Annotated in this window: 26 protein-coding genes; 12 read left to right on the forward strand and 14 right to left on the reverse strand. The window is 73.5% G+C overall.

The genetic code is table 11. The features are described 5' to 3' along the window. Positions 1 to 14 precede the first annotated feature (14 nt). A complete protein-coding gene (locus tag AB0C76_RS05750; protein ID WP_359960207.1) occupies positions 15 to 809 on the forward strand; it encodes a universal stress protein in 795 nt (264 codons plus the stop codon). Positions 810 to 885: 76 nt separating this feature from the next. Here AB0C76_RS05750 and AB0C76_RS05755 read toward each other — a convergent pair whose 3' ends face one another. Genes AB0C76_RS05755 through AB0C76_RS05765 form a run of 3 tightly spaced genes read right to left on the reverse strand, consistent with a single transcriptional unit; the run spans position 886 to position 2,628 of the window. Beyond that, positions 886 to 1,818, reverse strand: a complete 933-nt coding sequence (locus tag AB0C76_RS05755) for a hypothetical protein (RefSeq protein WP_359960209.1) — start codon at positions 1,816 to 1,818, stop codon at positions 886 to 888. Between the two features lie 20 nt (positions 1,819 to 1,838). Beyond that, positions 1,839 to 2,453 (reverse strand): cytochrome b N-terminal domain-containing protein, encoded by a 615-nt coding sequence (locus AB0C76_RS05760; RefSeq protein WP_359960211.1) that lies wholly within the window; start codon positions 2,451 to 2,453, stop codon positions 1,839 to 1,841. Further along, entirely contained in the window at positions 2,443 to 2,628 is a 186-nt protein-coding gene (locus AB0C76_RS05765; protein WP_359960214.1) for a hypothetical protein, read from the reverse strand. The genes AB0C76_RS05760 and AB0C76_RS05765 overlap by 11 nt, the downstream gene beginning before the upstream one ends. Before the next feature lie 272 nt (positions 2,629 to 2,900). Here AB0C76_RS05765 and AB0C76_RS05770 point away from each other — a divergent pair, with 272 nt between their 5' ends. The 6 genes from AB0C76_RS05770 (at position 2,901) to AB0C76_RS05795 (ending at position 9,168) form a co-directional block, all read left to right on the forward strand. Next, entirely contained in the window at positions 2,901 to 3,677 is a 777-nt protein-coding gene (locus AB0C76_RS05770; protein ID WP_359960216.1) for a PspA/IM30 family protein, read from the forward strand. 117 nt (positions 3,678 to 3,794) lie between these two features. Then, on the forward strand, positions 3,795 to 5,573 hold the full coding sequence (acsA, locus tag AB0C76_RS05775) for an acetate--CoA ligase (protein WP_359960219.1): 1,779 nt from the start codon (positions 3,795 to 3,797) through the stop codon (positions 5,571 to 5,573). Then, positions 5,570 to 6,592, forward strand: a complete 1,023-nt coding sequence (pdhA, locus tag AB0C76_RS05780; protein ID WP_359960220.1) for a pyruvate dehydrogenase (acetyl-transferring) E1 component subunit alpha — start codon at positions 5,570 to 5,572, stop codon at positions 6,590 to 6,592. Before acsA ends, pdhA begins: the two co-directional genes overlap by 4 nt. Next, positions 6,589 to 7,584, forward strand: coding sequence for an alpha-ketoacid dehydrogenase subunit beta (locus AB0C76_RS05785; RefSeq protein WP_359960223.1), 996 nt, complete (start codon positions 6,589 to 6,591; stop codon positions 7,582 to 7,584). The genes pdhA and AB0C76_RS05785 overlap by 4 nt, the downstream gene beginning before the upstream one ends. A 1-nt stretch (position 7,585) precedes the next feature. Next, positions 7,586 to 8,929, forward strand: coding sequence for a dihydrolipoamide acetyltransferase family protein (locus AB0C76_RS05790; protein ID WP_359960226.1), 1,344 nt, complete (start codon positions 7,586 to 7,588; stop codon positions 8,927 to 8,929). Then, positions 8,926 to 9,168, forward strand: a complete 243-nt coding sequence (locus AB0C76_RS05795; RefSeq protein WP_359960229.1) for an acyl carrier protein — start codon at positions 8,926 to 8,928, stop codon at positions 9,166 to 9,168. The genes AB0C76_RS05790 and AB0C76_RS05795 overlap by 4 nt, the downstream gene beginning before the upstream one ends. A 34-nt stretch (positions 9,169 to 9,202) precedes the next feature. Here the strand turns inward: AB0C76_RS05795 and AB0C76_RS05800 are convergent, their stop codons facing one another. The 9 genes from AB0C76_RS05800 to AB0C76_RS05840 all read right to left on the reverse strand — a co-directional run bounded on the left by AB0C76_RS05800 (position 9,203) and on the right by AB0C76_RS05840 (position 15,779). After that, positions 9,203 to 9,811: a hypothetical protein gene (locus AB0C76_RS05800; protein WP_359960232.1), complete on the reverse strand. Its 609-nt coding sequence runs from the start codon at positions 9,809 to 9,811 to the stop codon at positions 9,203 to 9,205. 39 nt (positions 9,812 to 9,850) lie between these two features. Next, the gene (locus AB0C76_RS05805; protein WP_359960234.1) at positions 9,851 to 10,408 is read right to left on the reverse strand and encodes a hypothetical protein; all 558 of its coding nucleotides are present in this window, start codon (positions 10,406 to 10,408) and stop codon (positions 9,851 to 9,853) included. 398 nt (positions 10,409 to 10,806) lie between these two features. Continuing rightward, on the reverse strand, positions 10,807 to 11,079 hold the full coding sequence (locus AB0C76_RS05810; protein WP_359960237.1) for a dsRBD fold-containing protein: 273 nt from the start codon (positions 11,077 to 11,079) through the stop codon (positions 10,807 to 10,809). A gap of 59 nt (positions 11,080 to 11,138) precedes the next feature. Next, on the reverse strand, positions 11,139 to 11,567 hold the full coding sequence (locus AB0C76_RS05815; protein ID WP_359960240.1) for an Hsp20/alpha crystallin family protein: 429 nt from the start codon (positions 11,565 to 11,567) through the stop codon (positions 11,139 to 11,141). A gap of 34 nt (positions 11,568 to 11,601) precedes the next feature. Continuing rightward, positions 11,602 to 12,027, reverse strand: a complete 426-nt coding sequence (locus AB0C76_RS05820) for a CBS domain-containing protein (protein WP_359960243.1) — start codon at positions 12,025 to 12,027, stop codon at positions 11,602 to 11,604. Further along, the gene (locus AB0C76_RS05825) at positions 12,024 to 12,686 is read right to left on the reverse strand and encodes an OsmC family protein (RefSeq protein ID WP_359960245.1); all 663 of its coding nucleotides are present in this window, start codon (positions 12,684 to 12,686) and stop codon (positions 12,024 to 12,026) included. Before AB0C76_RS05825 ends, AB0C76_RS05820 begins: the two co-directional genes overlap by 4 nt. A 214-nt stretch (positions 12,687 to 12,900) precedes the next feature. Next, complete coding sequence (locus AB0C76_RS05830) at positions 12,901 to 14,178, reverse strand: FAD-dependent oxidoreductase (RefSeq protein WP_359960248.1); 1,278 nt, start codon at positions 14,176 to 14,178, stop codon at positions 12,901 to 12,903. 12 nt (positions 14,179 to 14,190) lie between these two features. Further along, positions 14,191 to 14,901, reverse strand: coding sequence for a pyridoxamine 5'-phosphate oxidase family protein (locus tag AB0C76_RS05835; protein ID WP_359960251.1), 711 nt, complete (start codon positions 14,899 to 14,901; stop codon positions 14,191 to 14,193). Between the two features lie 14 nt (positions 14,902 to 14,915). Next, positions 14,916 to 15,779, reverse strand: a complete 864-nt coding sequence (locus AB0C76_RS05840; RefSeq protein ID WP_359960254.1) for a universal stress protein — start codon at positions 15,777 to 15,779, stop codon at positions 14,916 to 14,918. 462 nt (positions 15,780 to 16,241) lie between these two features. Here AB0C76_RS05840 and AB0C76_RS05845 point away from each other — a divergent pair, with 462 nt between their 5' ends. From AB0C76_RS05845 to AB0C76_RS05865, 5 genes are read left to right on the forward strand one after another with little or no spacing between them, the layout of a single operon-like run. Next, positions 16,242 to 17,378 (forward strand): 4Fe-4S dicluster domain-containing protein, encoded by a 1,137-nt coding sequence (locus tag AB0C76_RS05845; protein ID WP_359960257.1) that lies wholly within the window; start codon positions 16,242 to 16,244, stop codon positions 17,376 to 17,378. Then, the gene (locus AB0C76_RS05850) at positions 17,375 to 18,190 is read left to right on the forward strand and encodes an FAD/NAD(P)-binding protein (protein WP_359960260.1); all 816 of its coding nucleotides are present in this window, start codon (positions 17,375 to 17,377) and stop codon (positions 18,188 to 18,190) included. The genes AB0C76_RS05845 and AB0C76_RS05850 overlap by 4 nt, the downstream gene beginning before the upstream one ends. 5 nt (positions 18,191 to 18,195) lie before the next feature. Next, positions 18,196 to 18,990 (forward strand): oxidoreductase, encoded by a 795-nt coding sequence (locus AB0C76_RS05855; RefSeq protein WP_359960263.1) that lies wholly within the window; start codon positions 18,196 to 18,198, stop codon positions 18,988 to 18,990. Continuing rightward, positions 18,987 to 20,282: a nickel-dependent hydrogenase large subunit gene (locus tag AB0C76_RS05860; RefSeq protein ID WP_359960266.1), complete on the forward strand. Its 1,296-nt coding sequence runs from the start codon at positions 18,987 to 18,989 to the stop codon at positions 20,280 to 20,282. Before AB0C76_RS05855 ends, AB0C76_RS05860 begins: the two co-directional genes overlap by 4 nt. A gap of 5 nt (positions 20,283 to 20,287) precedes the next feature. Further along, a complete protein-coding gene (locus AB0C76_RS05865; protein WP_359960268.1) occupies positions 20,288 to 20,791 on the forward strand; it encodes a hydrogenase maturation protease in 504 nt (167 codons plus the stop codon). A gap of 185 nt (positions 20,792 to 20,976) precedes the next feature. On the opposite strand, the gene AB0C76_RS05870 is transcribed toward AB0C76_RS05865, so the two are convergent. Next, the gene (locus tag AB0C76_RS05870; protein ID WP_359960271.1) at positions 20,977 to 21,141 is read right to left on the reverse strand and encodes a hypothetical protein; all 165 of its coding nucleotides are present in this window, start codon (positions 21,139 to 21,141) and stop codon (positions 20,977 to 20,979) included. Between the two features lie 199 nt (positions 21,142 to 21,340). After that, on the reverse strand, positions 21,341 to 22,309 hold the full coding sequence (locus AB0C76_RS05875; protein ID WP_359960273.1) for a helix-turn-helix transcriptional regulator: 969 nt from the start codon (positions 22,307 to 22,309) through the stop codon (positions 21,341 to 21,343). Positions 22,310 to 22,659 lie beyond the last annotated feature (350 nt).

The following is a 22,659-nucleotide window of genomic DNA, read 5'->3' on the forward strand; positions in this document are numbered from 1 at the left end:
ACAGGAGACGGATCATGTCCTTCGAAGTCGTGGCGGGCGTCGACGGCTCCGCGCCGAGCGAGGCCGCCGCCCGCTGGGCCGCGTACGACGCGTACCGCCGGGGCGTCCGGCTGCGGCTGGTCGCCGTCACCCGGGACACACGTGCCTTCGGCGACGACGTGCCGCTGGGAGTGCCCGCGTTCGTGCCGGTGCTCCGGGACCGCCTCACCGACCTCCTCCCGGAACTGGCGATCACCTGCGAGGCGGTCCCGGGAACGCCGTGGAGCGTGCTGGCCTCCGCCGGCCGGCGGAGGGGCCTGCTGGTGCTCGGCTCGCGCGGTCCGGGCGGTCTGGCCGGGCCGCTCGCCGGCTCGGTCGCGCTCCGGACGGCGGCTGAGGCGCACTGCCCCGTCGTCCTGGTCCGCCCCGGAGCGGAGGACGCGGAGGCCGGGCGGGGCCCGATCGTCGTGGGCGCCGAGGCGGACCGGCCGTGCGGTGCCGTGCTCGACTTCGCCTTCGCGGAGGCGGCCCGGTGCGGGGCCGGGCTGAGGGTCCTGGCGGCCCGGGGCGGGGGCGCCCCCGCACAGGAGTCGCGGCTCGCGGACGTCGTGGCCCGCCGTAGGGACAGGTACCCGGACGTCCTCACCACGATCGAGGTGTCCGGCCGGCCGGCCGTCAGCCAACTGGTCGAGGCCTCGCACAGGGCGGCCCTGGTCGTCCTCGGCCGCCGCTCACCCGAACCTTCGCTTGCAGCACTGAGGTTGGGCCCGGTGGCACACGGCGTGATCCACCACGCGCACGGCCCGGTGGCGATCGTCCCGGGCCCGTGAGCCCGGGCCCGTGAGCCCGGGCCCGTGAGCCCGGGCCCGTCGGCCTGGTGGCACGGCGTCGGCCGGTCAGCCCGGGTCAGCGCCGCGTGCGGTAGTGGTCTCGCCAGACCAGGCGGTAGACCCTGGTCCAGCGGGGGACGGAACGGACTCCGGGGATGAACGGCACGAGGACCAGGGCGAGGCTGAGCACCGCCATGATCGCCCAGACTTCGGCATCGGCGTTCTTCGAGCTCTTGAACGGGTCGATCTGGTACCAGAACGTGTACAGCCAGAGCCAGGCCTGCCCGGGGTAGTTCCCGGTCTCGTTCATCATTCCCCACTGGGAGCCGGTGAGGTGCTGCGCGGTCGCGCGGTCCGACAGGTAGGAGCCGTCGGCGAGGAGCAGCATCGGCTTGGTGTAGTCGGTCTGGTAGAAGCGTCCCCGGGTCAGCAGCTGGCCGTCCAACGAGCCCGCCTGGGCGAGCGTCAGCAGGCCGGCGGCCAGGGCCGGCACCGGGCCGTAGTCGGCGGGGGCGACCTTCGCCGGGTCGCCGTCCGGCGCCTTGCCCAGGGCGTCGGCGTAGGCCGAGCTCCAGGCCTGGCGCTGGTCGGGCGTCGCCGCGTTCCACTGTGCGAGCGCCGTGGTCACCTCCGGCGGCTCGGGGGACTCCCGGAGCGGCCGCAGCACGAAGTCCTCGGCGGGATCGACGGGGATGCGGACCCCGGCGGCACGCTGCAGACCGACCGGGCCGATCTTCTGGCCCGCTCCGGGAGTGTCGTTGTAGGGCGGGCCGTACTGCGCGGAGGTGCTGGAGCCGGCGAGCTCGGCGACGGCCGTCGCGGTGAAGTCGTTCGGGGCCGCCGAGGACCAGGACGCCAGGGTGACCGGCGTCTCGTCCGGGGAGGAGAAGAGCCCGGCCAGCCCCGCGCTGAGCACGGCCACGACCACCAACGCGATCGTGAACTCCTTGAGGAGGTCGTACGGGCGGGTGGGGAAGGCCTCCGGCGCGGGCACCCGGGCGCCCTTCACCGCTCGTCCCCGGGCGCCCTTCACCGCTCGTCACCGGGCGCCGTGGCGCCGATCGGCGGCACGATCCCGCGCATCCGGACCAGCAGGACGTGCCAGACGGTCAGCAGCCCGATCACGAGCGGGAGCAGGACGATGTGCCACATCAGCATCTGGCCGAAGTCGAGCACGTTGAACCAGGCGCCGACGCCGACCGCGTTGAGCGCGTCCTTGGCCTGTCCGGAGATCCACTGGGAGTCGAAGTTCTGCTGCACCACGTACCCGGTGAACGCGGTGCCGATCGAGGCCAGGAAGGTGACGGCGCCGGTCATCCAGGTCAGGGCCCGGCGGCCGCGCCAGGCGGCCATGAAGAACTTGCCCCACAGGTGGATCACCATGACGGCCATGAACAGTTCCACGCTCCACAGGTGGACGCTGTTGACGTACTTGCCCACGCTCGACACGTGCCACCACGCGGGGCCGAACAGCGCGAGCACCCCGCCGGAGACCAGCACCACCACGAGGGCGGCCACGGTGAGCACGCCGAAGACGTAGATCCACGACGCCATGTACGCCGGCTGGCTCTCCGGGAGGAGCTTCTCCGGCGGCAGCTTCCGCAGGGCGTACCGCCGGAGCGCCCCGGTCCAGCTACTCGTCATCACGCTTCCCGCGGGGGAAGGGCAGCAGCAGCGCGGCCACGAAGACCACCACCATCAGGCCGATGACGACGAGGTTCGCCACCGAGATCTGGATGACGCCCCAGTGCACGTAGTGACCGGGGCGGTCGAGGTCGACGGGCGCCGTGAGGACGCGCGTCGCCGTTGCCGCTGCCATCGCGGCTCCCTTCCGACTGCGGGACGAGTTCTGGCGCCAGTCTCGTCCGGTGGGCGCGCGTCGGCACCCGCAGGTGGGCCGAACGCGGAGATCGCGGACCGCGCGAGGGGGTGCGCCGTCCCGCCGACCCGGCCGACCGAGCAGCTCCGCCGGCCCGGACCGTCCGGGGGGGGGGTGGGTTGTGCCCCGTGATCCAGGGAGGGACGGTGGAGGTGTGGTCGATGGCTCGGGCGGTGGGAGCGTGCCGCCCGTCCGGGAAGGAGCGGGTGCTGATGGCCGGCATGGCGGACCGCATCGCGGAGTTGTTCCGGATCAAGGCCGGCAAGGTCCTGGACCGGGCCGAGGACCCGCGTGAGGTATTGGACTTCGCGTACGTGCAGCAGGTGGAGCTGCTGCAGCAGGTACGGCGTGGTCTGGCGGACGTGGCGACGAGCCGGAGACGGGTGGAGCTGCAGATCGTCGGCCTGCGGAAGTCGGCGGGGAAGCTGGAGCAGCAGGCCCAGCAGGCTCTTGCCGCAGGCCGGGAGGATCTGGCGCGGGACGCGTTGGCCCTCCGGGCGGCCGTGCAGCGTCAGCTCGGTCGGATGGAAGAGGAGGAGCCCCTGCTGCGCGAGGAGGAGGACAAGCTCACGGCCGCGGCGCAGCGGCTGGAGGCGAAGGTGGAGTCGTTCCGCTCGCGCAAGGAGAGGCTCAAGGCCGAGTACACGAGGGCCGAGGCCGAGACCCGCATCGGCGAGACCCTCTCCGGCGTCGGGGAGGAGATGGGGGACGTCGGTGCGGCGGTGCAGCGGGCCCAGGACCGTACCGAGCAGTTCCGCGCCCGCTCGGCCGCGTTGGACGAACTGATGGCCTCCGGCGCTCTGGAGGATGCCACCGCGCCGAAGGGGCCGGAGGACGTCCGCTTCGAGTTGGAGCGGATCACCGCCGACCAGGAGGTGGAGGAGGAGCTGAGCCGGCTGAAGGCGAAGCTGCCTGCGGTCCCCGGCCCGGCGGACGAGGGACCGGCCACCGAGCGGCAGGCGGAGTCGGGCGGGGAGTCGTCGGTGTGACCGAGCGCGCGGCGAGCGACCCGACGGCAACGAGCGCCGTCTCGCGGAGGTCCGGGCGCCGCCGGAGGATGGATGGGGACGGGCCGCACGGACGCCCGGGGTTCGGAAGGAGCCGCAGTGAACGGCGACGCGGTCCAGGAGCGCGCACGGGGGGCGGGAGCCGACACCGGAGCAGCTGGGGATCCCGTCTGGGCGTGGGCCCGGGCGCAGCTCGACGGGCTGCCCGGCGGGCGTGGGCTGAACATCGCCCACGAGGCCGTCGACCGGCACGTGGCGGCGGGGCGCGGAGGCAGGACCGCTCTGCGCTGCATCGCGGAGGACCGTACGGTCACCGAGGTCACCTACACCGAACTCGGCCGGCGCAGCAACCGCTTCGCCAATGCGCTGCGGACCCTGGAGGTGCGCAAGGGGGATCGGGTCGCGTCACTGCTCGGTCGTTGCCCGGAGCTGTACGCGTCCGTGCTGGGCACGTTGAAGAACTCCTCGGTGTTCTGCCCGTTGTTCCCGGCCTTCGGGCCGGAGCCGGTGTCCCAGCGACTGCGTCTCGGGGAGGTGCGGGTCCTGGTCACGACCGCGGAGCTGTACCGCCGCAAGGTGGCCGACGGGCGCGGGCGGCTCCCGGAACTGGCCCACGTGCTGATCGTCGGCCCGGGATCCGAGGACCTTCCAGGGACCGTCGCCTTCGACAGCCTGACGGCCGGGGCGTCCGAGGACTTCACGATCCCCGCCACCGACCCCGAGGACATGGCGCTGCTGCACTTCACCAGCGGGACGACCGGGACCCCGAAGGGAGCGGTCCACGTGCACGGGGCCGTGGTCGCCCACCACGCGACCGCCGCCCTCGCCCTCGACCTCCGGCCGGACGACGTGTTCTGGTGCACCGCGGACCCGGGATGGGTGACCGGCACGTCCTACGGGATCATCGCCCCGCTCACGCACGGGGTCACCATGGTCGTCGACGCGGGCGAGTACGAGGCCCGGCGCTGGTACGGCATCCTGGCCGAGCAGCGGGTGAGCGTCTGGTACACCGCACCGACCGCGATCCGGATGCTGATGCGGATGAGCCCGAGGGGCGGCCCACCGGACCTGCCGCGCTCCTTCGACCTGTCGGCGCTGCGGTTCGTGGCCAGCGTCGGCGAGCCGCTCAATCCGGAGGCGGTGCGCTGGGGGCCCGAGATCCTGGGCCGGCCGATCCACGACAACTGGTGGCAGACCGAGACCGGCTGCATCATGATCGCCAACACCGCCGGCACCGAGATCAGACCCGGATCGATGGGACGGCCACTGCCGGGGGTCACGGCCGGCGTCCTCGCGCGCGGGCCGAACGGACGCGCCGCGGTCACCGGCGGCCGGGTCCGGGTGCTCGAGGAGGCCGGCGCGGAGGGCGAGTTGGCGCTGCGGCCGGGCTGGCCGTCGATGTTCCGGGGATACCTTGGCGCCGAGGCGCGCTACCGGGCCTGCTTCGCGGACGGCTGGTACCTCACGGGGGACGTGGTCCGGCGCGACGCCGACGGATACTTCTGGTTCGTCGGGCGGGCGGACGACGTGATCAAGTCGGCAGGCCATCTGATCGGCCCGTTCGAGGTCGAGAGCACGCTGATGGAGCACCCCGCGGTCGCCGAGGCCGGAGTGATCGGCCGCCCCGACCCGGTGGTGGGGGAGATCGTCAAGGCCTTCGTCTCGCTGAAACCCGGGTTCGAGGCGGGCGACCGACTGGCCCGGGACCTCACCGCGTTCGCCCGGCGGCGGCTGGGCCCGGCCATCGCCCCGCGCGAGATCGCCTTCGACCAGCACCTGCCGAAGACCCGCAGCGGCAAGGTCATGCGACGGCTGCTGCGTGCCCGCGAGCTGGGTCTGCCGGAGGGCGACCTGTCGACCCTGGAGGACTCGTCATGACCCGCCGAACCGCGGCGAACGCCCGCCGGGGCAGGACACGAGCGGCCGACGGGACCGACCCCCGCCTCGACCTCCTGCGCGGGATGCTGCGCATCCGCCGCTTCGAGGAGCGCTGCGTCGAGCTCTACAGCTCCGGTGAGATCCGCGGCTTCGTCCACCTGTGCATCGGGGAGGAGGCCGTCTCGGTCGGCGTGAACCGGGCACTCACCCCCGACGACGACGTCGTCACCACGTACCGCGAGCACGGCCACGCACTGGCCCGCGGCATCCCGGCGGAGGCGGTGTTCGCCGAGATGCTCGGCCGGGTCACCGGGTGCAGCAGGGGACGGGGCGGCTCGATGCACCTGTTCGACGTCGGCCGCCGGTTCTACGGCGGTCACGGCATCGTCGCCGGCGGCCTGCCGGTCGCGGCCGGGCTGGCCCTGGCCGGCCGCATGCGCGGTGAACCCCGGCTGACCTGCTGCTTCTTCGGTGACGGTGCGCTCGCCGAGGGCGAGTTCCACGAGACCGCGAACCTCGCGGCGCTGTGGGACCTGCCCCTGCTGCTGATCTGCGAGAACAACCTCTACGCCATGGGCACCCCGATCGCCCGCGAGCACGCCCAGATCGACCTGGCGGCGCGCGCGGCCTCCTACGGCATGGTCGCCTGGGCCGTGGACGGCATGGACGTGCTCGCCGTCGAGCGTGCCGCGCGCCGTGCGGCGCAGGCCGTCCGGGAGGGCGGCGGTCCGTACTTCCTCGAACTGCGCACCTACCGCTTCCGAGCCCACTCGATGTACGACCCCGATCTCTACCGCGACAAGGCCGAGATCGAGCGCTGGAAGGAACGCGACCCGATCACGTTCCTCTGCGACCGGATGCGGGCCGACGGCGGTCTCGACGAGGACGGACTGCGGGGCGTGGAGAAGGAGGTGGCCGAGGAACTCGACCGGGCGGTCGAGGAAGCCCGTAAGGGCGGGCTGGAACCCGTCGAGGAGCTGCTGCGCTTCGTCCGCACCCCCGCCGGAGAGCCGTCGTGACCGGGGTGAAGGCCGAGCCGAAGCCGGTCACCTACCGCGAAGCCCTCCGGGAGGCCATGCGCGAGGCGCTGGCGGACGACGAGCGGGTCTTCCTGATGGGCGAGGACGTCGGTCGTTACGGCGGTGCCTTCGGCGTGAGCCTCGGGCTGCTGGACGAGTTCGGACCGGACCGGATCCGCGACACGCCGCTGTCCGAGTCCGCGTTCGTCGGCGCCGGCATCGGCGCGGCCATCGCGGGCCTGCGACCGATCGTCGAGGTGATGACCGTCAACTTCAGCCTGCTCGCCCTGGACCAGATCCTCAACAACGCCGCAACGCTGCTGCACATGTCCGGTGGGCAGGTCGCGGTGCCCCTGGTGATCCGGATGACCACCGGCGCGGGCCGACAGCTCGCCGCCCAGCACTCGCACAGCCTGGAGGGCTGGTACGCGCACATCCCAGGCATCCGGGTGCTGGCACCGGCCACGCTGGAGGACGCCCGGCACATGCTGGCGCCGGCCCTGGCCGACCCCGACCCGGTGGTGATCTTCGAACACGGATCGCTCTACAACGTGTCGGGCACACTGCCACCCGGAGCCGGGCCGGTGGACCTGGACAGCGCGGCGGTGCGTCGCCCCGGCAGCGATGTCAGCCTGATCACCTACGGCGGCTCGCTCGGCAAGGCCCTGGACGCCGCGGACCGGCTCGCCGCCGACGGCGTCGACGCGGAGGTGATCGACCTGCGGACCCTCCGTCCACTGGACGACGCGACGATCCTGGGATCCGTCGCACGGACCCACCGGGCGGTGGTGGTCGACGAGGGCTGGCGGACCGCCGGCCTGTCGGCGGAGCTCGCGGCGCGGATCACCGAGCAGGGCTTCTACGACCTCGACGCCCCGGTGGAGCGGGTCTGCGCCGCCGAGGTGCCGGTGCCGTACGCCCGGCAGCTGGAGGAGGCCGCGCTCCCGCAGGCCGACGGCATCGTGGCGGCGGCCCGGCGGGCGGTCGGCTGAGATGGCCGAGTTCACCATGCCCGCACTCGGTGCCGACATGACCGAGGGAACGCTCCTGGAATGGCTGGTCCACCCCGGGGACCGGGTGGCACGCGGCGACATCGTGGCCGTCGTGGACACGGCCAAGGCCGCGATCGAGGTCGAGTGCTTCCAAGCCGGCACGGTCGAACGGCTGCTGGTGGACCCCGGGACGACGGTACCGGTGGGTGCGGCCCTGGCCGTCATCACCACCGGGGCGCCCGAACGCGCGCCCGCACCGGCGCAGGGGACGGCCCCCTCGGTACCGGCCGCCGAGCCGGTGGTCACACCGCTCGTGCGTCACCTGGCCGAGGAGCGCGGCGTGGACCTCGCCACCGTGCACGGCAGCGGCCCCGGCGGGCGGATCACCCGGTCGGACGTCATGGCCGAGGTGTCGACCGGGGCGAGCGCAGCGGGCGGGCGGCCGGCACCCGCGCCGGCACCCGTGGCGCGGGCGCCGCGGACCGGGGCCAGGGTCCGGGCGACGCCGCTGGCCCGCCGTGTCGCGGCGGAGTCCGGGCTCGACCTCGCCACGGTGACCGGCACGGGAACGGGTGGAGCCGTCCGGGTGTCCGATGTGCGTGCCGCCCTGAGCGGCACGGTCCCTCCCGGGCGCCCGGCGCCGGCCCCCGGCGCCGTCGTGGCACGGGCGCCGGTCGGCCGCCAGGAGGCGATGCGTCGGGCCGTCGGCGACCTGATGGCCAGGTCCAAGCGGGAGATCCCGCACTACTACCTCTCCACCACCGTCGACCTCGGCGCCGCGGTCGGCTGGCTGCGCGAACTGAACCGCCAACTCCCGGTGTCCGAACGCCTGGTGCCCGCAGCCCTGCTGCTCAAGGCGGCCGCGCTGGCAGCCCGTGAGGTGCCACAGCTGAACGGCTCCTGGACGGACCGCGGATTCGTCCCCGCAGAGGCGGTCCACCTCGGCGTGGCGGTCTCCCTGCGCGGCGGCGGACTGGTTGCGCCGGCCCTCCACGACGCCGCCGACCTGACACCCGCTGAGCTGATGGCACGGCTGCGGGACCTCGTCGCCCGGGCCAGGGCCGGGCGGCTGCGGGGTTCGGAGACCTCCGACCCGACGATCACCGTCACGAGCCTGGGAGACCAGGGAGTGGAGGCGGTCTTCGGCGTCATCTACCCTCCGCAGGTCGCGCTGGTGGGCCTCGGAAAGGTCGTCGAACGGCCGTGGGCCGTCAAGGGCATGCTCGGTGTTCACCCGGTGGTCACCGCGACCCTCTCGGCGGACCACCGCGCCAGCGACGGCGCGACCGGCGCCCGCTACCTGGCGGCCCTCGACAGACTGCTGCAGAAACCGGAGGAGTTGTGAACCGCGATCAGGCCCTTGCCCTCCTGCAGGAGGTGCTCACCGGCATCGTCCCGGACGCCGACTTCGGTCGGATCGGACCGGACACCGATCTCCGGGACGCCCTCGAACTCGACTCCATCGACTTTCTCACCCTCGTCGAGCGGCTGTCCGAACGGGCCGGCTGCCGGATCGACGAGGACGACTACCCACGCCTCACCACCCTCGCGGCCGGAGCGGACCTCCTGGCCGAGCGCGCCTGACCGGCCGACCGCCGACGCCCCCGTCGGCCCCGGTTCAGCCGAGGTGGGCGCGGAAGCCGTGGCGGGGACGCGATTTCGCCGGTTCGACCACCACGTACCGCTCCGCCCACCGCGGTTCCGAATCGACGTCGTCGATTCCTTCGGGGCGCTCGCGTTCCAGCCGTACCGGCCGGGGGTGCAGGGTCTGACGCCTGGACCGCACGTCCTGGAACTCCTCCACGAGCTCCTGAAGGCGTTTCGTGTCAAGGACTTGGCCGCCGGTGACGGCTCGGTCGGCGTCGAGGAGCCGACCGTACAGCCTGCCGTAGTCGGCGGTCAGCTGGGCTGCCTCCGCCGCGCCCCGCGAGTAGTTGCGGGCCTTGGGGTACGCCGTGACGAACGCCGTGAGCAGGGCCATCACCGTGACGAGTATCTCCGCCCACAGGGCGGTCGACGAGGAGACCACCGCCCACAGCGTCCCGGCCGTCAAAGCGGCGAGCAGCGTTGCCGCTGTCTGGAATGCGTCCGACTTGGCCTGGAGCTTCGCGCTGAACTCTCCGAGGTGCTGCGCCCAGTACCTGGCGTCGCGCAGGCACACCCCCAGCCGATCGGTGGACACGGGGATGTCGTTCTCCAGCGACGTGCAGATGACGTGAGTAGTCATGATCATCTACCCTCTACTGCTGCTCGGTGCACGGATCGATCAGTTCGGGAGCCGCTTGGACCAGCGGGGTTCGACCTGGTTCCACTCCGCCTCCCACTGGGCGTAACGGTGGTGGTTCAGCGCACGGACCGTTCCCTTCCACGCGGTCAGGCACAGGAGCGAGACGGATCCGGCCGCCGCGGCGGCTGCCGTCCAGCCTGCGGTGGCGGCCTGGCTGCGGGTGATCGGCGCGGAGACGACGGTGCCGTGGTCGTCGACCCACAGCGGGACCTGGGTCCCGGCGGGTTCCCCGGGCCAGACCTGGACGGTCGCCGTGCGGCCGGTGCCGTCGGGGGCCGTCCAGGCGGCGGTCGCCGGGACCTTGGTGTAGTCGCGGTTCACGGCGGCGTCGGTCGTCAGACGAGCCGTGACGGTGTGGCGGGCCGCGGACTGGAGCTGCGCGGTGCGCACTTGCGCGTGATAGGTCAGCAGGCCGACGCTGACGGCGGCGGCCGGGAGTCCGGCGACCACGACTGCGAGCAGGATCCGGGCGAGCCACCACTGGACGCGGTCCGAGGTCCGTCGCACCGGATTGCGCCGGTTCGTGTGCGTGATCATGGCGTCGGCCTCCCAGGGTCCCCGAGGCATCGGCTGGTGTCCTCTTCCAGCCTCGGTGACGCACCCGTGATGGTCATGGTCCGATCGGCCCACTCCGGCGCGGTGACCGGCCCCGGCCGGCCAGGGCCGGAGGCCGCGCGGCCGGGCCACCTGTTCGACACTGCCGGCGCTCCCGGCCCGGGCGCTGGGGCGCCGGGCCGGAGACGAGGTCCGTCAGGTCCCGGCCGCCGACGTGGCGGCGGGTGCCGTCGGCGGCGACCAAGCGGGCGCGCAGGCCCTCGGGTGCGGAGGAGAGGCAGCTGAGGGCGACGGATCCGCCGTCGCTCCGGCCGAGGGTCTCCCAAGGCTCGTCGTCGCAGAGCCGGCGGCGGATCAGTGAGTCGGCCCGGTGCAGCGCGTCAGTCCGCGTCGGCAGGGGCGTTGGCGGCGGAGTCGTTGAGCCCGGCACGCAGGAGCTGGTGGCCGAGGTCGATGAGGGCGCGCGCCGCGGCGAACTCGTCGCCGATCTCGGGCACCGGCGGGTCGTGCGGGCTGCGGCGCGCGGTGGTGCGGGTCTCCAGCACGTTGTCGCCGGTGTCGAGGACGGCGTGGACCTTGGTCTCGTCGCCCTCCTCGAAGAGGTCGATGCGCAGCTTCCACTGCTTGGTGCGCATCGTGGAGTTCGTGGTCATGTCGGGCCTCCCGGGTCGGGTCGGGACCGGGGCGGTGGTCCCCGGACCCGTGGCCAGGGTCAACCGCCCTGGGTGATCTGGATCTTGCGGGCGGGCTTCTTCTCCTCGCCGACCGGTGCGCGGACGGTCAGGACGCCCTGGTCGTACGCGGCGGTGACGTCCTCCTCGCGGACGCCGGCCGGGAGCCGGACGCTGCGGGTGAACGAGCCGTAGCGGAACTCGGAGCGCTGCCTGCCCTTCTTCTCCTCGCTGCGCTCGGCCTGGACGGTCAGCACGCCGTCGTCGACGCTGATCGTGATGTCCTTGTCCGGGTCGACGCCGGGGAGTTCGGCCTTGAGCTGGTAGACGCCGTCCGTTTCGGACTCCTCGATGCGGATCACGTGCTCGGCCGCGGGCGTGCCGAAGTCGGCGGGAAAGTCCTCGAAGAGGTCCGGCGGTGACGGCCATCCGTAGCCGAAGGGGAATCTTCTGAGCAGGTCGCCGGCCATGATGGCCTCCAATGCAGAGTGTTCGATGAGGGGCTCAGGCCGCGGTCTCGGGCAGCGCACTGCGGGAGACCGGGACGAGGAGGTCGAAGAGCCGCTGGACGACGTCGCGCAGCAGGTCGTCGACGGTGAGCATGCCGACCGGGCGGCCGTCGTCGAGCACCGGGATCCGGCGGACGTCGGAGCCGCGGAAGGTGCGGTACGCGGTGTCGAGGTCGTCGTCGGCGTCGACGGTGGTGACCGGCGTCGTCATGAGGTCCGCGACCGGCTGCCCGGGACCGTACCCGCGGGCGAGCCCGCGCAGGGTCAGGTCGCGGTCGGTGAGGATGCCGCAGAGCCGGCCGTCGAGGGTGACGAGGACGCAGCCGACGGCCTCCTGCGCCATCCGCCGGGCGGCGTCGAAGGCGGTCGCGCCGAGGTCGACGGTGACGGGCGGGGCGGTCATGAGGTCGGCGGTCCTCATGACGCGTGTCCTTCACCGGTGCGGTTCAGCGAGACCGTGACGGTGGGCGGGTGGTCGAGCGTGTTCTTCACCGTGCAGTGGCGGACGACCGCGAGCAGCCCGGCCGTCAGTTCGGGCGGCAGGGCGGGGGCGGTGACCTCGATCGCCACCGAGGCGATCCGGGCGGGGCGGTCCTCGGCCATCGTGTAGTCGGCCGTGACGTGCAGTCCGGCGCGGCTGAGCCCGTGCCGGTCGAGGTAGCCGCCGGCGTAGTGGGCGGTGCACGAGGCCAGGGCGGAGGCACAGAGCTCGACCGGGGTCGGCGCGGCGTCGCCGCCACCGGCCTGGACGGGCTGGTCGACGGCCAGGGCGTGCGAGCGCAGGTCGATGGCGTAGAGGTCACCGGCCACCGGATCCACCTCGATCCGTCCCGGTCGCAGCGCCCCCGGACGCTCGACGGCCGCGGCCTGGCGCATGAGCATCCCGGCCAGTTGCCGGGCCTCCGCAGGGGTGAGCGAGGCCCAGACCTCGTCCGTGTCGTACGGTTCGCAGGGCGTGTCGAGGATGACGCGGCCGGTGCCCGGAAGCACCTCCGGGGCGAAGCGGGACACCGCGATGGTCCGCCCGCAGGCGGTGCGCATCAGCTGCTGGGTCGTGGTGCGGGTGTCGTCGGTCAGCACGGCCGTGCCTCCGGGGCTCAGGGCCCGGCACGGGGAACCGGGCCTCCGGTGTCCATCACACCGCCATCGGGCGCCGCGCAGCAGGGCCGTTCGGCCCGCCGCTCGGCCCCATCGGCGGGGGCCGGAACGGACCACCGGGGCCCACCCCACGAGGCCGGACGCACCAGGAGACCAGGGCACGGGACCCGGACGGGCCCGGCGGCCTTCGCCGCCGTCACTCCGGGCTGTCGGCCAGGGTGCGTGCCATGCCGTTGAGTGCCAGTTCCATGGCCTGCCAGGGCCGTCCGCTGTGGAACGGGCGGCCGGCGCGGAACCGGACGGGGAGGTACAGGCCGAGGGCCTTCTTGCCGAGCCGCCAGGCCGGAGAGGTGCCGACGCGGTAGCGGTCCCCGGCGTCGGGTGCGACGCGGACGGGGACGGCGGGGTCGCCGGTCGCCTCCAGCGGCACCTGGGCGAAGGTCGCCTTGTCGAGCATGTCCATCACGCACATGCTGATCGGCTCGAACGGCCTCGGGCGGCCGAGCAGTTCCGGCTCGATGACGGTGCAGATGTGCTCGGCGACCGCGTGCGCCTGGAGGAAGGCCAGGAAGGCCTGCTTCACCGGGAAGTCCCCGGCGTCGCCCGGCGCGTAGACCTGCGGGTGCCCGGTCACCTGGCGGGTGCCCGGGTGGGTGTGCAGGAAGCCGCGGTCGTCGTGCGGCAGCGCGGGGAAGTCCACGGCCGACACGTACGGCGGGAACGCGACGAGCAGGTCGAAGGGACGGATCCTGCCGTCGGTGTACCGCACCTCGTCGTCGCCGACCTTCTCGACCACCGCCGAGGTGTGGCCGTCGATGTCCCGCGCCGCGAACTCCTGCTCCACCACCCGGTGCAGCTGCGGGCCGAAGGCCTGGACGTAGCCGCTCTCGTAGGTGGTCCAGGTCAGGTGGACGGGGGAGCGGGCGTTCGCCCGCCGGAGCCAGGTGTCGAGCATCAGCGCGATCTCGTACAGCGGTCCCGCGCACTTGTTGCCCGGCGGGACGAGGAACAGCACCTGCCGGTGCCGCCCGGCCAGCGCGTCCTCCCTGAGGTCCTGGAACTTCCGTCCCAGCGCCCGCATCTGCCCCGGTGTCCACACGGTCTCGGCGTGCTCGACGAGGCCGGGCACCTCCTGCGGGAGCATCGCGGCGCCGGTGGCGAGGACGAGGAAGTCGCCGCGCAGACGGGTGCCGTCGGTGAGCTCGATCCCGAGGGCGTCGGGGTCGGCGCCGGCCACCGTGCCCTGGTGGAAGGCGATGTGGCGGCGGAACAGCGGGCCGGGCAGTGGGATGTGGAGCCGGTCCCCGGCGCCGCCGAACGGCAGGTAGATCGTGTTGGGTTTGAAGAGGAACTCCTCCCGGTCGGCGACGAGCGAGATGCGGACGCGGTCGCCGAGGAGGAGCCGGAGGCCGAACGCGGTCTCCAGGCCGGCGAAGCCCCCGCCGGCCACGAGGACGTGCGGTTTCGCTGCCATGGCAGGCCTTTCCTATGCAGGCCCGACGATCGGCGGGCCCTCGGGGCGGATGATCCGGCCGCTGATGCCGGTGGGGCGGATCCGCATCCACGTGTCCCTGGTGCCGCCCGCCCAGGGGCTGGGGTCGGCGTGCTGCCGGAACCAGCGCACCGCCTCCTCGTCGGAGACGACCGCGAGGGTGCCGTTCACGAGCACGCTCCAGCCGGTGGCGAACACGTCGTCGAGCTGGTCGGCCTCGAAGGCGACCTCGGTGTCGGCCGCGGTCGCGAGAGTGCCGTTCTCGGTCGTCCGGAAGAGGATGGTCGCGTCCAGCACGCGGTAGTTCACGGGCAGCGCCACGAGGCCTCGCGGCGCCGTCAGCACCACCCGGCCGACACCGCCGGGGGAGAGCCTGGCCCAGCAGGCCGCCGGGTCGAGCTCCTCCAGACGCACGCGCGCGTTGGCGCGCGCCCGCCCGTGCGGCGTGTCGTGCCCGCCGCCCAGCAGGTCGGAGATCGTGGTGTCGAGCGCGTCGGCGAGCCGGGTGAGGGTGCCGACACCGACCGGGGTGGGATGCGTCTCCAGGTACTCCAGGAACCCCGGGTCGAGGCCGCCCCGCTCCGCCACCAGCTCACGGCTGAGCCCGAGTTCGGTGCGGCGGTGGGCGACCCGGCGCCCGAGGTCGCCGGCGTCGGTCGGTCGGGCGGGCACCCGGCCCCCGTGTGTGTCCTCGGTGTTCGGCATGACGGCCTCCGGATTCAGGTGTGGGTGCCGTTCGGCACGATGACCAGCGGCACCGTGCAGCGGTGCACCAGGGCGCGGCCCGTGGACCCGAACAGCAGGCCGCGGAAGCCGCCGAGGCCCCGGCTGCCGATGACCAGGCAGCGGGCGCGCGTCGCGACGGCCGCGAGCATCGGCGCGGGCGCGCCGGTGAGGACCTCGCGCCGCACCCGGACCTGCGGGTACTTCTCCTGCCAGCCGGCCAGCGACTCCGAGAGGTCCACCAGGGACTCCTCGATCAGGCCGGGCCGGTCGACCTCGGAGGTGCGCCGGACCTCCACGGCCTGGACGTCGGCCCCGGCGAGCGAGGCCTCCTCGAAGGCGAAGCCGATCGCGGCTCGGGAGGCCTCGGAGCCGTCCACGCCGACCACGACCGGCGCGGGACCGGAGAGGCCCTCGGCAGGTTCGGGAACGAGTGCGATCGGGCAGTCCAGGTGGCCGACCAGCGACGCGCCCTTGGAGCCGATCGGCAGCGCGGAACGCGCCTCGGTGAGCCGGCGGACGCCGAGCACGAGCTGCCCGGCCTCGTCGGCCGCCTCGCGCAGCACCCGCACGGGCCGACCCTCGACCAGCCTGGGCGTGATCCCCAGATCCGGGTGCCGCTCGGCGGCCAGCAGCCGGGCGGTGTCCAGCAGGGCGTCGCCCGCGGCCCGGAAACCGATCGCCCAGCGGTGGCCCTCCTCGCCCTCCGGCTGTCCGGTCGGCCACTCCTGCGCGTGCACGAGGTGCAGCGGCAGATGACGCCCGGCGGCCTCGTCCGCCGCCCAGCGCACGGCCCAGCGGCTCGCCTCCGAGTGGTCGACCCCGACGATCACGGGGCGGCGGGTGTCGAAGTCGTTCATCGCTGACTCCTTCTCGGCCCCGGCCGGCGTCGTCACCGACTCTGTGCAGGGCCTCGACCACCCTCATCGTCGGCCGGTGGCGCACGCGCACGGGAGGGCCGGTCGGTCCGAGGCGCTGGGCCGGTCGGCCGGGCGGGTCACGGTCGGAACCCCGGGCCGGGGTACCCGGGCCGTCGGCGCCGGGTGTGCGGTCGTGTACGACCGGTGATGACGGACATCGGCCCACCTTTCGAATCCCCACCACTTCGCGCGGGGGGCCGTGCGCGCCCGCACATCCCAAGAACGGTTCAACCCAATGGAGGACACGCCGGGGCATGCCCGCGCTGCCGGGCGGACACGGGAAAAGGGCTGGGCGGACACCGGCGGAGGGCCGGACGGCCCGTGCGGGACCGGCGGAACCGGCGGACAGTGGGGGTACGGAACCGCTTGCACCGCCACCGGCGGCGACCCGAGGACGGCGCCATGGACACCACCGCACCGCTCGTCGAACTGGACGAACAAGGCCTCGCCGCGCTCGTCGACGCCCTCCGGCAGCGCGGGTACACCGTGATCGGGCCCACCGTCCGGGACGGTGCGATCGTCCTCGCCGAGCTCGCCTCGGCCGAGGACCTGCCGCACGGCTGGGGCGTCGAGACCGAGGCCGGCACCTACCGACTGCGCCGTCGCGAGGACCGGGCGGCCTTCGCGCACTCCGCCGGGCCGCAGTCCTGGAAGACCTTCCTCCACCCGCCCCGCGCCCGGCTCTGGCAGGCCGATCGCTCCGAGGACGGCACCGTCGCCGTCCGGGAGGACGACGAACCGCCGCCCCGCTACGCCTTCCTCGGCGTGCGACCCTGCGACCTGCGCGCGATCGCCGTCCAGGACCGCGTGCTCACCGGCGGCGCGTACACGGATCCCGTGTACGGTCCCAGGCGGGCCGGCGCCTTCCTCGTCGTTGCCGAGTGCACGGAGCCCGGCGGAGTCTGCTTCTGCGCCTCCATGGGCACCGGACCCGGCCTGCCGGACGGCTCGGCCCACGACCTCGCGCTCACCGAGACCGTCGAACCCGACGGCCTGCACTACCTGGCCCGCGCCGGCAGCCCCGAGGGCGCGGACATCCTCGCGGAGCTCCCCACCCGCACCACCGACGGTGCCCGCGCCCGTGCCGCCGTCGCCGACGCCGCCGGACGGATGGGCCGGAGCATGGACGCGACCGACCTGCGCTCGCTGATGGCCGGGACCATGACCGCCGAACGCTGGGACCAGGTCGCCGGGCGCTGCCTGACCTGCGGCAACTGCACCATGGTCTGCCCCACCTGCTTCTGCACCACCACCGAGGAGGTCACCGACCTCACCGGCGACCACGCCGAGCGCTGGCGCCGCTGGGACTCCTGCTTCGACCTCGACTTCTCCCACGTGCACGGCACCGGCCCGGTCCGCTCCTCCGCCCGCAGCCGCTACCGCCAGTGGCTCACCCACAAACTCGGCACCTGGCACGACCAGTTCGGCTCCTCCGGCTGCGTCGGCTGCGGCCGCTGCATCGCGTGGTGCCCGGTCGGCATCGACATCACCGAGGAGGTCGACGCCCTGCGGGCCGAGGCCGCCGCCCCGGAAGGATGAGCGCCGTGCACGCGACGACCCCCGTCCCCTACCGGGTCCTGGCCCGCCGCCGGGAGACCGCCGACAGCGTCACCCTCGACCTCGTCCCGGCCGCCGTCCCGCTGAGGGCGTTCCGGCCGGGACAGTACGCCATGCTGTACCCCTTCGGCACCGGGGAGATCCCGGTCTCCACCAGCGGCATCAGCGGCCACACGCTCGGCCACACCGTCCGTGCGGTCGGCAAGGTCAGCGAGGCGCTGTGCCGCGCCGAGCGCGGTGACTGGATCGGGGTCCGGGGCCCGTACGGCACGGCCTGGGGGACCCCGCCGGCCGGCTCCGACGTGCTCGTCGTCGCCGGTGGCATCGGGCTCGCCCCGCTGCGCCCGCTGATCGTCGAGACCCTCGACCGGGTCGGCGAGTTCGGGACGGTCTCGGTGCTCACCGGCTACCGGGACCCCGGCGGACAGCTGTTCCTCGACGACCTCCCGGGCTGGCGCTCCCGCGCGGACGTCCTGGTCACCGTCGACCGCCCCGAACCCGGCTGGCGCGGCGCCACCGGGCTCGTCACCGGCCTGCTGGACACCGTCGGCTTCCGCCCCGGCCACTGCGCCGCCTACCTGTGCGGCCCCGAGGTGATGATGCGCGCAGCCGCCCGGGAACTGCGGCGGCGCGGCGTCCCGGCCGAGCGGATCCAGGTATCGCTGGAGCGCAACATGCGCTGCGCCACCGGCTGGTGCGGCCACTGCCAGCTCGGCCCGGTGCTCGTCTGCCGGGACGGCCCGGTCTTCGGCTGGGACCGCGCCGAGCACCTGCTCTCCACCCCGGAGCTCTGAGCACCATGGGCACACCGCGCCTGGCCGTCTGGAAGTTCTCCTCCTGCGACGGCTGCCAGCTCACCATCCTCGACTGCGAGGACGAACTCCTCGCCCTCGCCGGGAAGATCGAGATCGGCTACTTCCTCGAAGCCTCCCGCCGGGAACTCCCGCCACCCTACGACCTCTCACTCGTCGAGGGTTCCATCGCCACCGCCGCCGACCTGGAACGCATCCGGCGGGTCCGCGAGCAGTCCCGCCACCTCGTGACCATCGGCGCCTGCGCCACCGCGGGCGGCGTCCAGGCGCTGCGCAACCTCGCGAGTCTGCCCGAGTACCAGGCCGTCGTCTACGCCCGGCCCGACTACCTCGACAGCCTCGACGGCTCCACCCCGATCTCCGCCCACGTCAAGGTCGACCTGGAACTGCGCGGCTGTCCGATCGACAAGCGCCAGCTGCTGGAGGTCATCACCGCCTACCTCGCCGACCGCAAGCCCGACGTCCCCACCCACAGCGTCTGCTTCGAGTGCAAGCTGCGCGGCACCACCTGCGTCACCGTCGCCCACGGCACCCCGTGCCTCGGTCCCGTCACCCAGGCCGGCTGCGGCGCGCTGTGCCCGGCGTACGGGCGCGGCTGCTACGGCTGCTTCGGCCCGGCGGAAGGCGCCGAGGGGGCAGGGCCGAACACCCGCGCGCTCCTCCCGCTGCTGCACCGCGACGGCGTGGCGGGGCCGGACATCGCCCGCCTCTACCGTACGTTCAACGCCGAGGCCCCCGCTTTCGCGGAGGCGGCCCGACAGGCCACGGAGGACGACGGATGACCCACCGCACCCAACGGACGCTCACCGTGGGGGCGCTGGCCCGGGTCGAGGGCGAGGGCGCGCTGCACGTCGCGGTGCGCGGCGACGAGGTCGAGGCCGTCCGGCTGGAGATCTACGAGCCTCCCCGCTACTTCGAGGCGTTGCTGCGCGGGCGCGGACACACCGAGCCCCCCGACCTCACCGCCCGCATCTGCGGGATCTGCCCGGTCGCCTACCAGATGAGCGCCTGCCGCGCCGTCGAGGACGCCTGCGGGGTCGTCGTGGACGGCCAACTCGCCCTGCTGCGCCGACTCATGTACTGCGGGGAGTGGATCGAGAGCCACACCCTGCACGTCTACCTGCTGCACGCCCCCGACTTCCTGCGCCTGCCCGACGCGCTGACGCTCGCCCGCACCGACCCGGACCTGCTCAGGCGCGGCCTGCGGCTGAAGAAGGCCGGCAACGAGATCGTCGAGGTCCTCGGCGGGCGGGCGATCCACCCGGTCAACGTCCGGGTCGGCGGCTTCCACCGGCTGCCCACCCGGCCCGAACTCGACCGCCTGGCCACGGTGTTGCGCCAGGCCCGGACGGACGCCGAGGACACGCTCGGCTGGGTGTCCGGGTTCGAGTTCCCGCCGCTGACGGTCCGGCACGAACTGCTCGCCCTCACCGAACCCGGGGGCTACGCCATCGACTCCGGCACCCCCACCGCCGTCCTCGCCGGCCCCTTCGCGCTGCGGGAGTTCGAGGACCGGGTCCGGGAACACCAGGTGCCGCACTCCACCGCCCTGCACGGCGCCCTCGACGGTCGGCCCCACCTCACCGGCCCGCTCGCCCGCTGGAACCTCGGCAGTGAGCGCCTGCCCGCCCCGATCCGGGCACTGGCCGCCGCGGCCGGGCTCGGTCCGACCTGTGACAACCCGTTCCGCAGCATCGTGATCCGGGCGGCCGAGGTGCTGTGGGCCGTCACCGAGGCGCAGCGCATCATCGAGCGGTACGAGCCGCCGCCCGCCCCCGCTGTCCCCGTCCCGCCGAGGGCCGGCACCGGGTACGGCGCCACCGAGGCCCCGCGGGGCCTGCTCTACCACCGGTACGACATCGACGAGGCCGGGCTCGTCCGGCGGGCGGTGATCGTTCCGCCGACCGCGCAGAACCAGACCGCGATCGAGGCCGACCTGAGGGCCTTCGTCCAGCCCCGGCTGCACCTGGACGACGCGGAGCTGACCCGCCAGTGCGAGCAGGCGATCCGCAACTACGACCCGTGCATCTCCTGCGCGGCGCACTTCCTCACTCTCACCGTGGACCGGAGGTGACCGGCGTGGACGGCCGACGCATCGTGGTCATCGGCGTCGGCAACGAGTACCGCCGCGACGACGGCGCCGCCGTGGCCGTCCTGGCGGACCTCGCCGCCGGGGGCCTGGGCGCCGACCGGATCACCCTGTGCGACGGCGAGCCCACCCGGCTGATGGAACTGTGGGAGGGCGCGGACCTCGCCGTCGTCGTCGACGCCGTGCACGGCCACCCGGGTGAGCCGGGCCGGATCCACCGGGTCACCGTCGATGCCGACCACCTGCTCGCCGACCCCCTGGTGGACGACGAGGCGGCGGCCGGGACCCACGGCCTGGGCCTCGGCCACGCCGTCGCCCTGGCCGCCGCCCTGGCCAAGCTGCCGCGCGAACTGCTGATCGTCGCGATCGAGGGCGCGGACTTCTCGATCGGCGAGGGCCTGACCCCGGCCGTCACCGCCGCCGTCCCGCGCGCCGCCGCCGAGGTCCGCCGCGCGGTGGCCGACCACCGGTCGGCGGCGTCGGGGGAGGACTGAGGCAACACCGGTCGAGTGCCGCGGAAGTCGGCGGAGTACCTCACCGGCCGCCGTGCGTGGGGCACTCCAGCGGTCATGCGGTGGTACGCCCGCAGGAGCGTCGGCGTGCCTGGCGTGCCAAGCCCGACGCCGGTCCGGGGCCTTCACGTACGGCCGCCGGACGGCTCCGGTGCGCTTCGCGCTTCTCAGATCCATTCCTCCGCGGCAAGGGCCGCGAGGAGCCCGACACAGGTGACCATCAACGACAAGGGGTACCAATGCGGGTAGGAATCGACTCGCCGCTTTGTGATGGCCGCGACCACCGCCAGCGTGATCTGTGCGGACGAGATCAGGATGATTGCGGCCCTCATGCGTTCCCCTGCGAGTCATGTGCGGGCCTTTCCCGCCGTTCCGTGGCGGAGGGTCGCGGTGAAGTGCGTTCCTTTCGCCGCCTCATCGGCAGCGAGCGCCGGTGAATGAATCTATCCGTACCCGAATTCGATCGGCCCGTTGTTCCTGCGGCATTTCCTGCGAGGAACCGTCCGGTCCCTTGCAGGTTCGTGCAGGGGATCAGATCCAACGCCGGTCGCGGGCCGCCAGGGCCGCCTGGAACCGGTTGGGTGCGTCCAGGCGGCGCAGCAGGGACGCGACGTGGCCGCGGTAGGTGCGCAGTGACATGCCCAGTTCCCGCGCGCCGGCCTCGTCCTTGTCGACCCGCGCCATGACCTGGAGGACCTGTCGCTCGGCGGTGGAGGGCAGTTCGTCCGCGACCGCGCACGACTGTGACCAGCGGCGTTCGAACAGGCTCAGGAGGTGGGCCAGCAGTCCGGGCTGGCGGACGATCAGGGCGCCGCGGGTGATGTCGTCCGGGTCGGTCGCCACCAGGGCGGTCCGCCGGTCGAAGATCACCATCCGCTCCAGCGGCCCGGTGGTGCCGCGCACCTGGGCGCCCTGCTCCGCGAGCTCCGACGCGAAGCGGTCGACCTGCCGGCAGTCGAGAGCGCTGGTGTGCAGGATGGTCCGCATCCGCAGCCCTCGACGAAGGTACTTCAGGTCCGAGCTCCTCACGGCGTCGAGGGCTGCGGTGAGGATCGGCCCCGGGTGCGTGGTGAGTCGTTCCTCCCGGGCGAAGAAGGACAGCTCGTCGACGCAGGCGATCACCTGGTCCAGGCCCTCGACCTGTTGCAACTCGTTGACCGCCGCGCGTTGCCCCGCCTGTTGGTCCTCGGTCAGGGCGTCGATCAGATGTCGGGAGGAGGCGACCTGCCGGATCTCGCCCTGCAGTCCGTGGATGCGCAGCCGCGCCAGCCGGTCGACCGCGGTCGCGGGGTCGACACCGCTGAAGGCACTCCGGTCGGTGGCCCCCCGCACCACGCCCAGGTCCCGCAGCCGGTCCACGGCGGCGGCCGCCCCGTCCTCGTCCGCCCCGCAGGCGTGGGCGATCACTGCGAGTCCGATTCCGGGGGAGCGCAGGAGCAGGCGGTAGACCGCCTCCTCCTGCGCGCTCAGACCGAGCACCGCGAGTGCGTTGCCTTCCATGGGACCCCCGGGTGCGGCGTGGACGAGGTGAGGTGCGGCGGCCCGGGACGGGCCTGCCATCCGGAAGATCGTGCCCCGGCGCGCCGAGCGGCCCCAGGGGCCTCCGCCTCGTGTTGGTCAGGACCAATGTCCCGGATGTTGCAGGAGCCTGCAGTCCGGTTCTGCAGGAAGTGGCGCGGAATCCAGCACCGTATTCCCGTGCGTGTGCGGATAGGTTTGACGGGCCTTCGTGGATGGAGGTGAGAAATTCCCCGCCGGTACGACACCAGAACGTCATCCTTCGTACATCACGCCTTTCGCCGGACGATTCCAGGTCTCACCGCTCTCGCCGTGGCGGCGGGCACCCCGTT

The sequence above is a fragment of the Kitasatospora sp. NPDC048722 genome (genome assembly GCF_040650235.1).
GTDB lineage: Bacteria > Actinomycetota > Actinomycetes > Streptomycetales > Streptomycetaceae > Kitasatospora.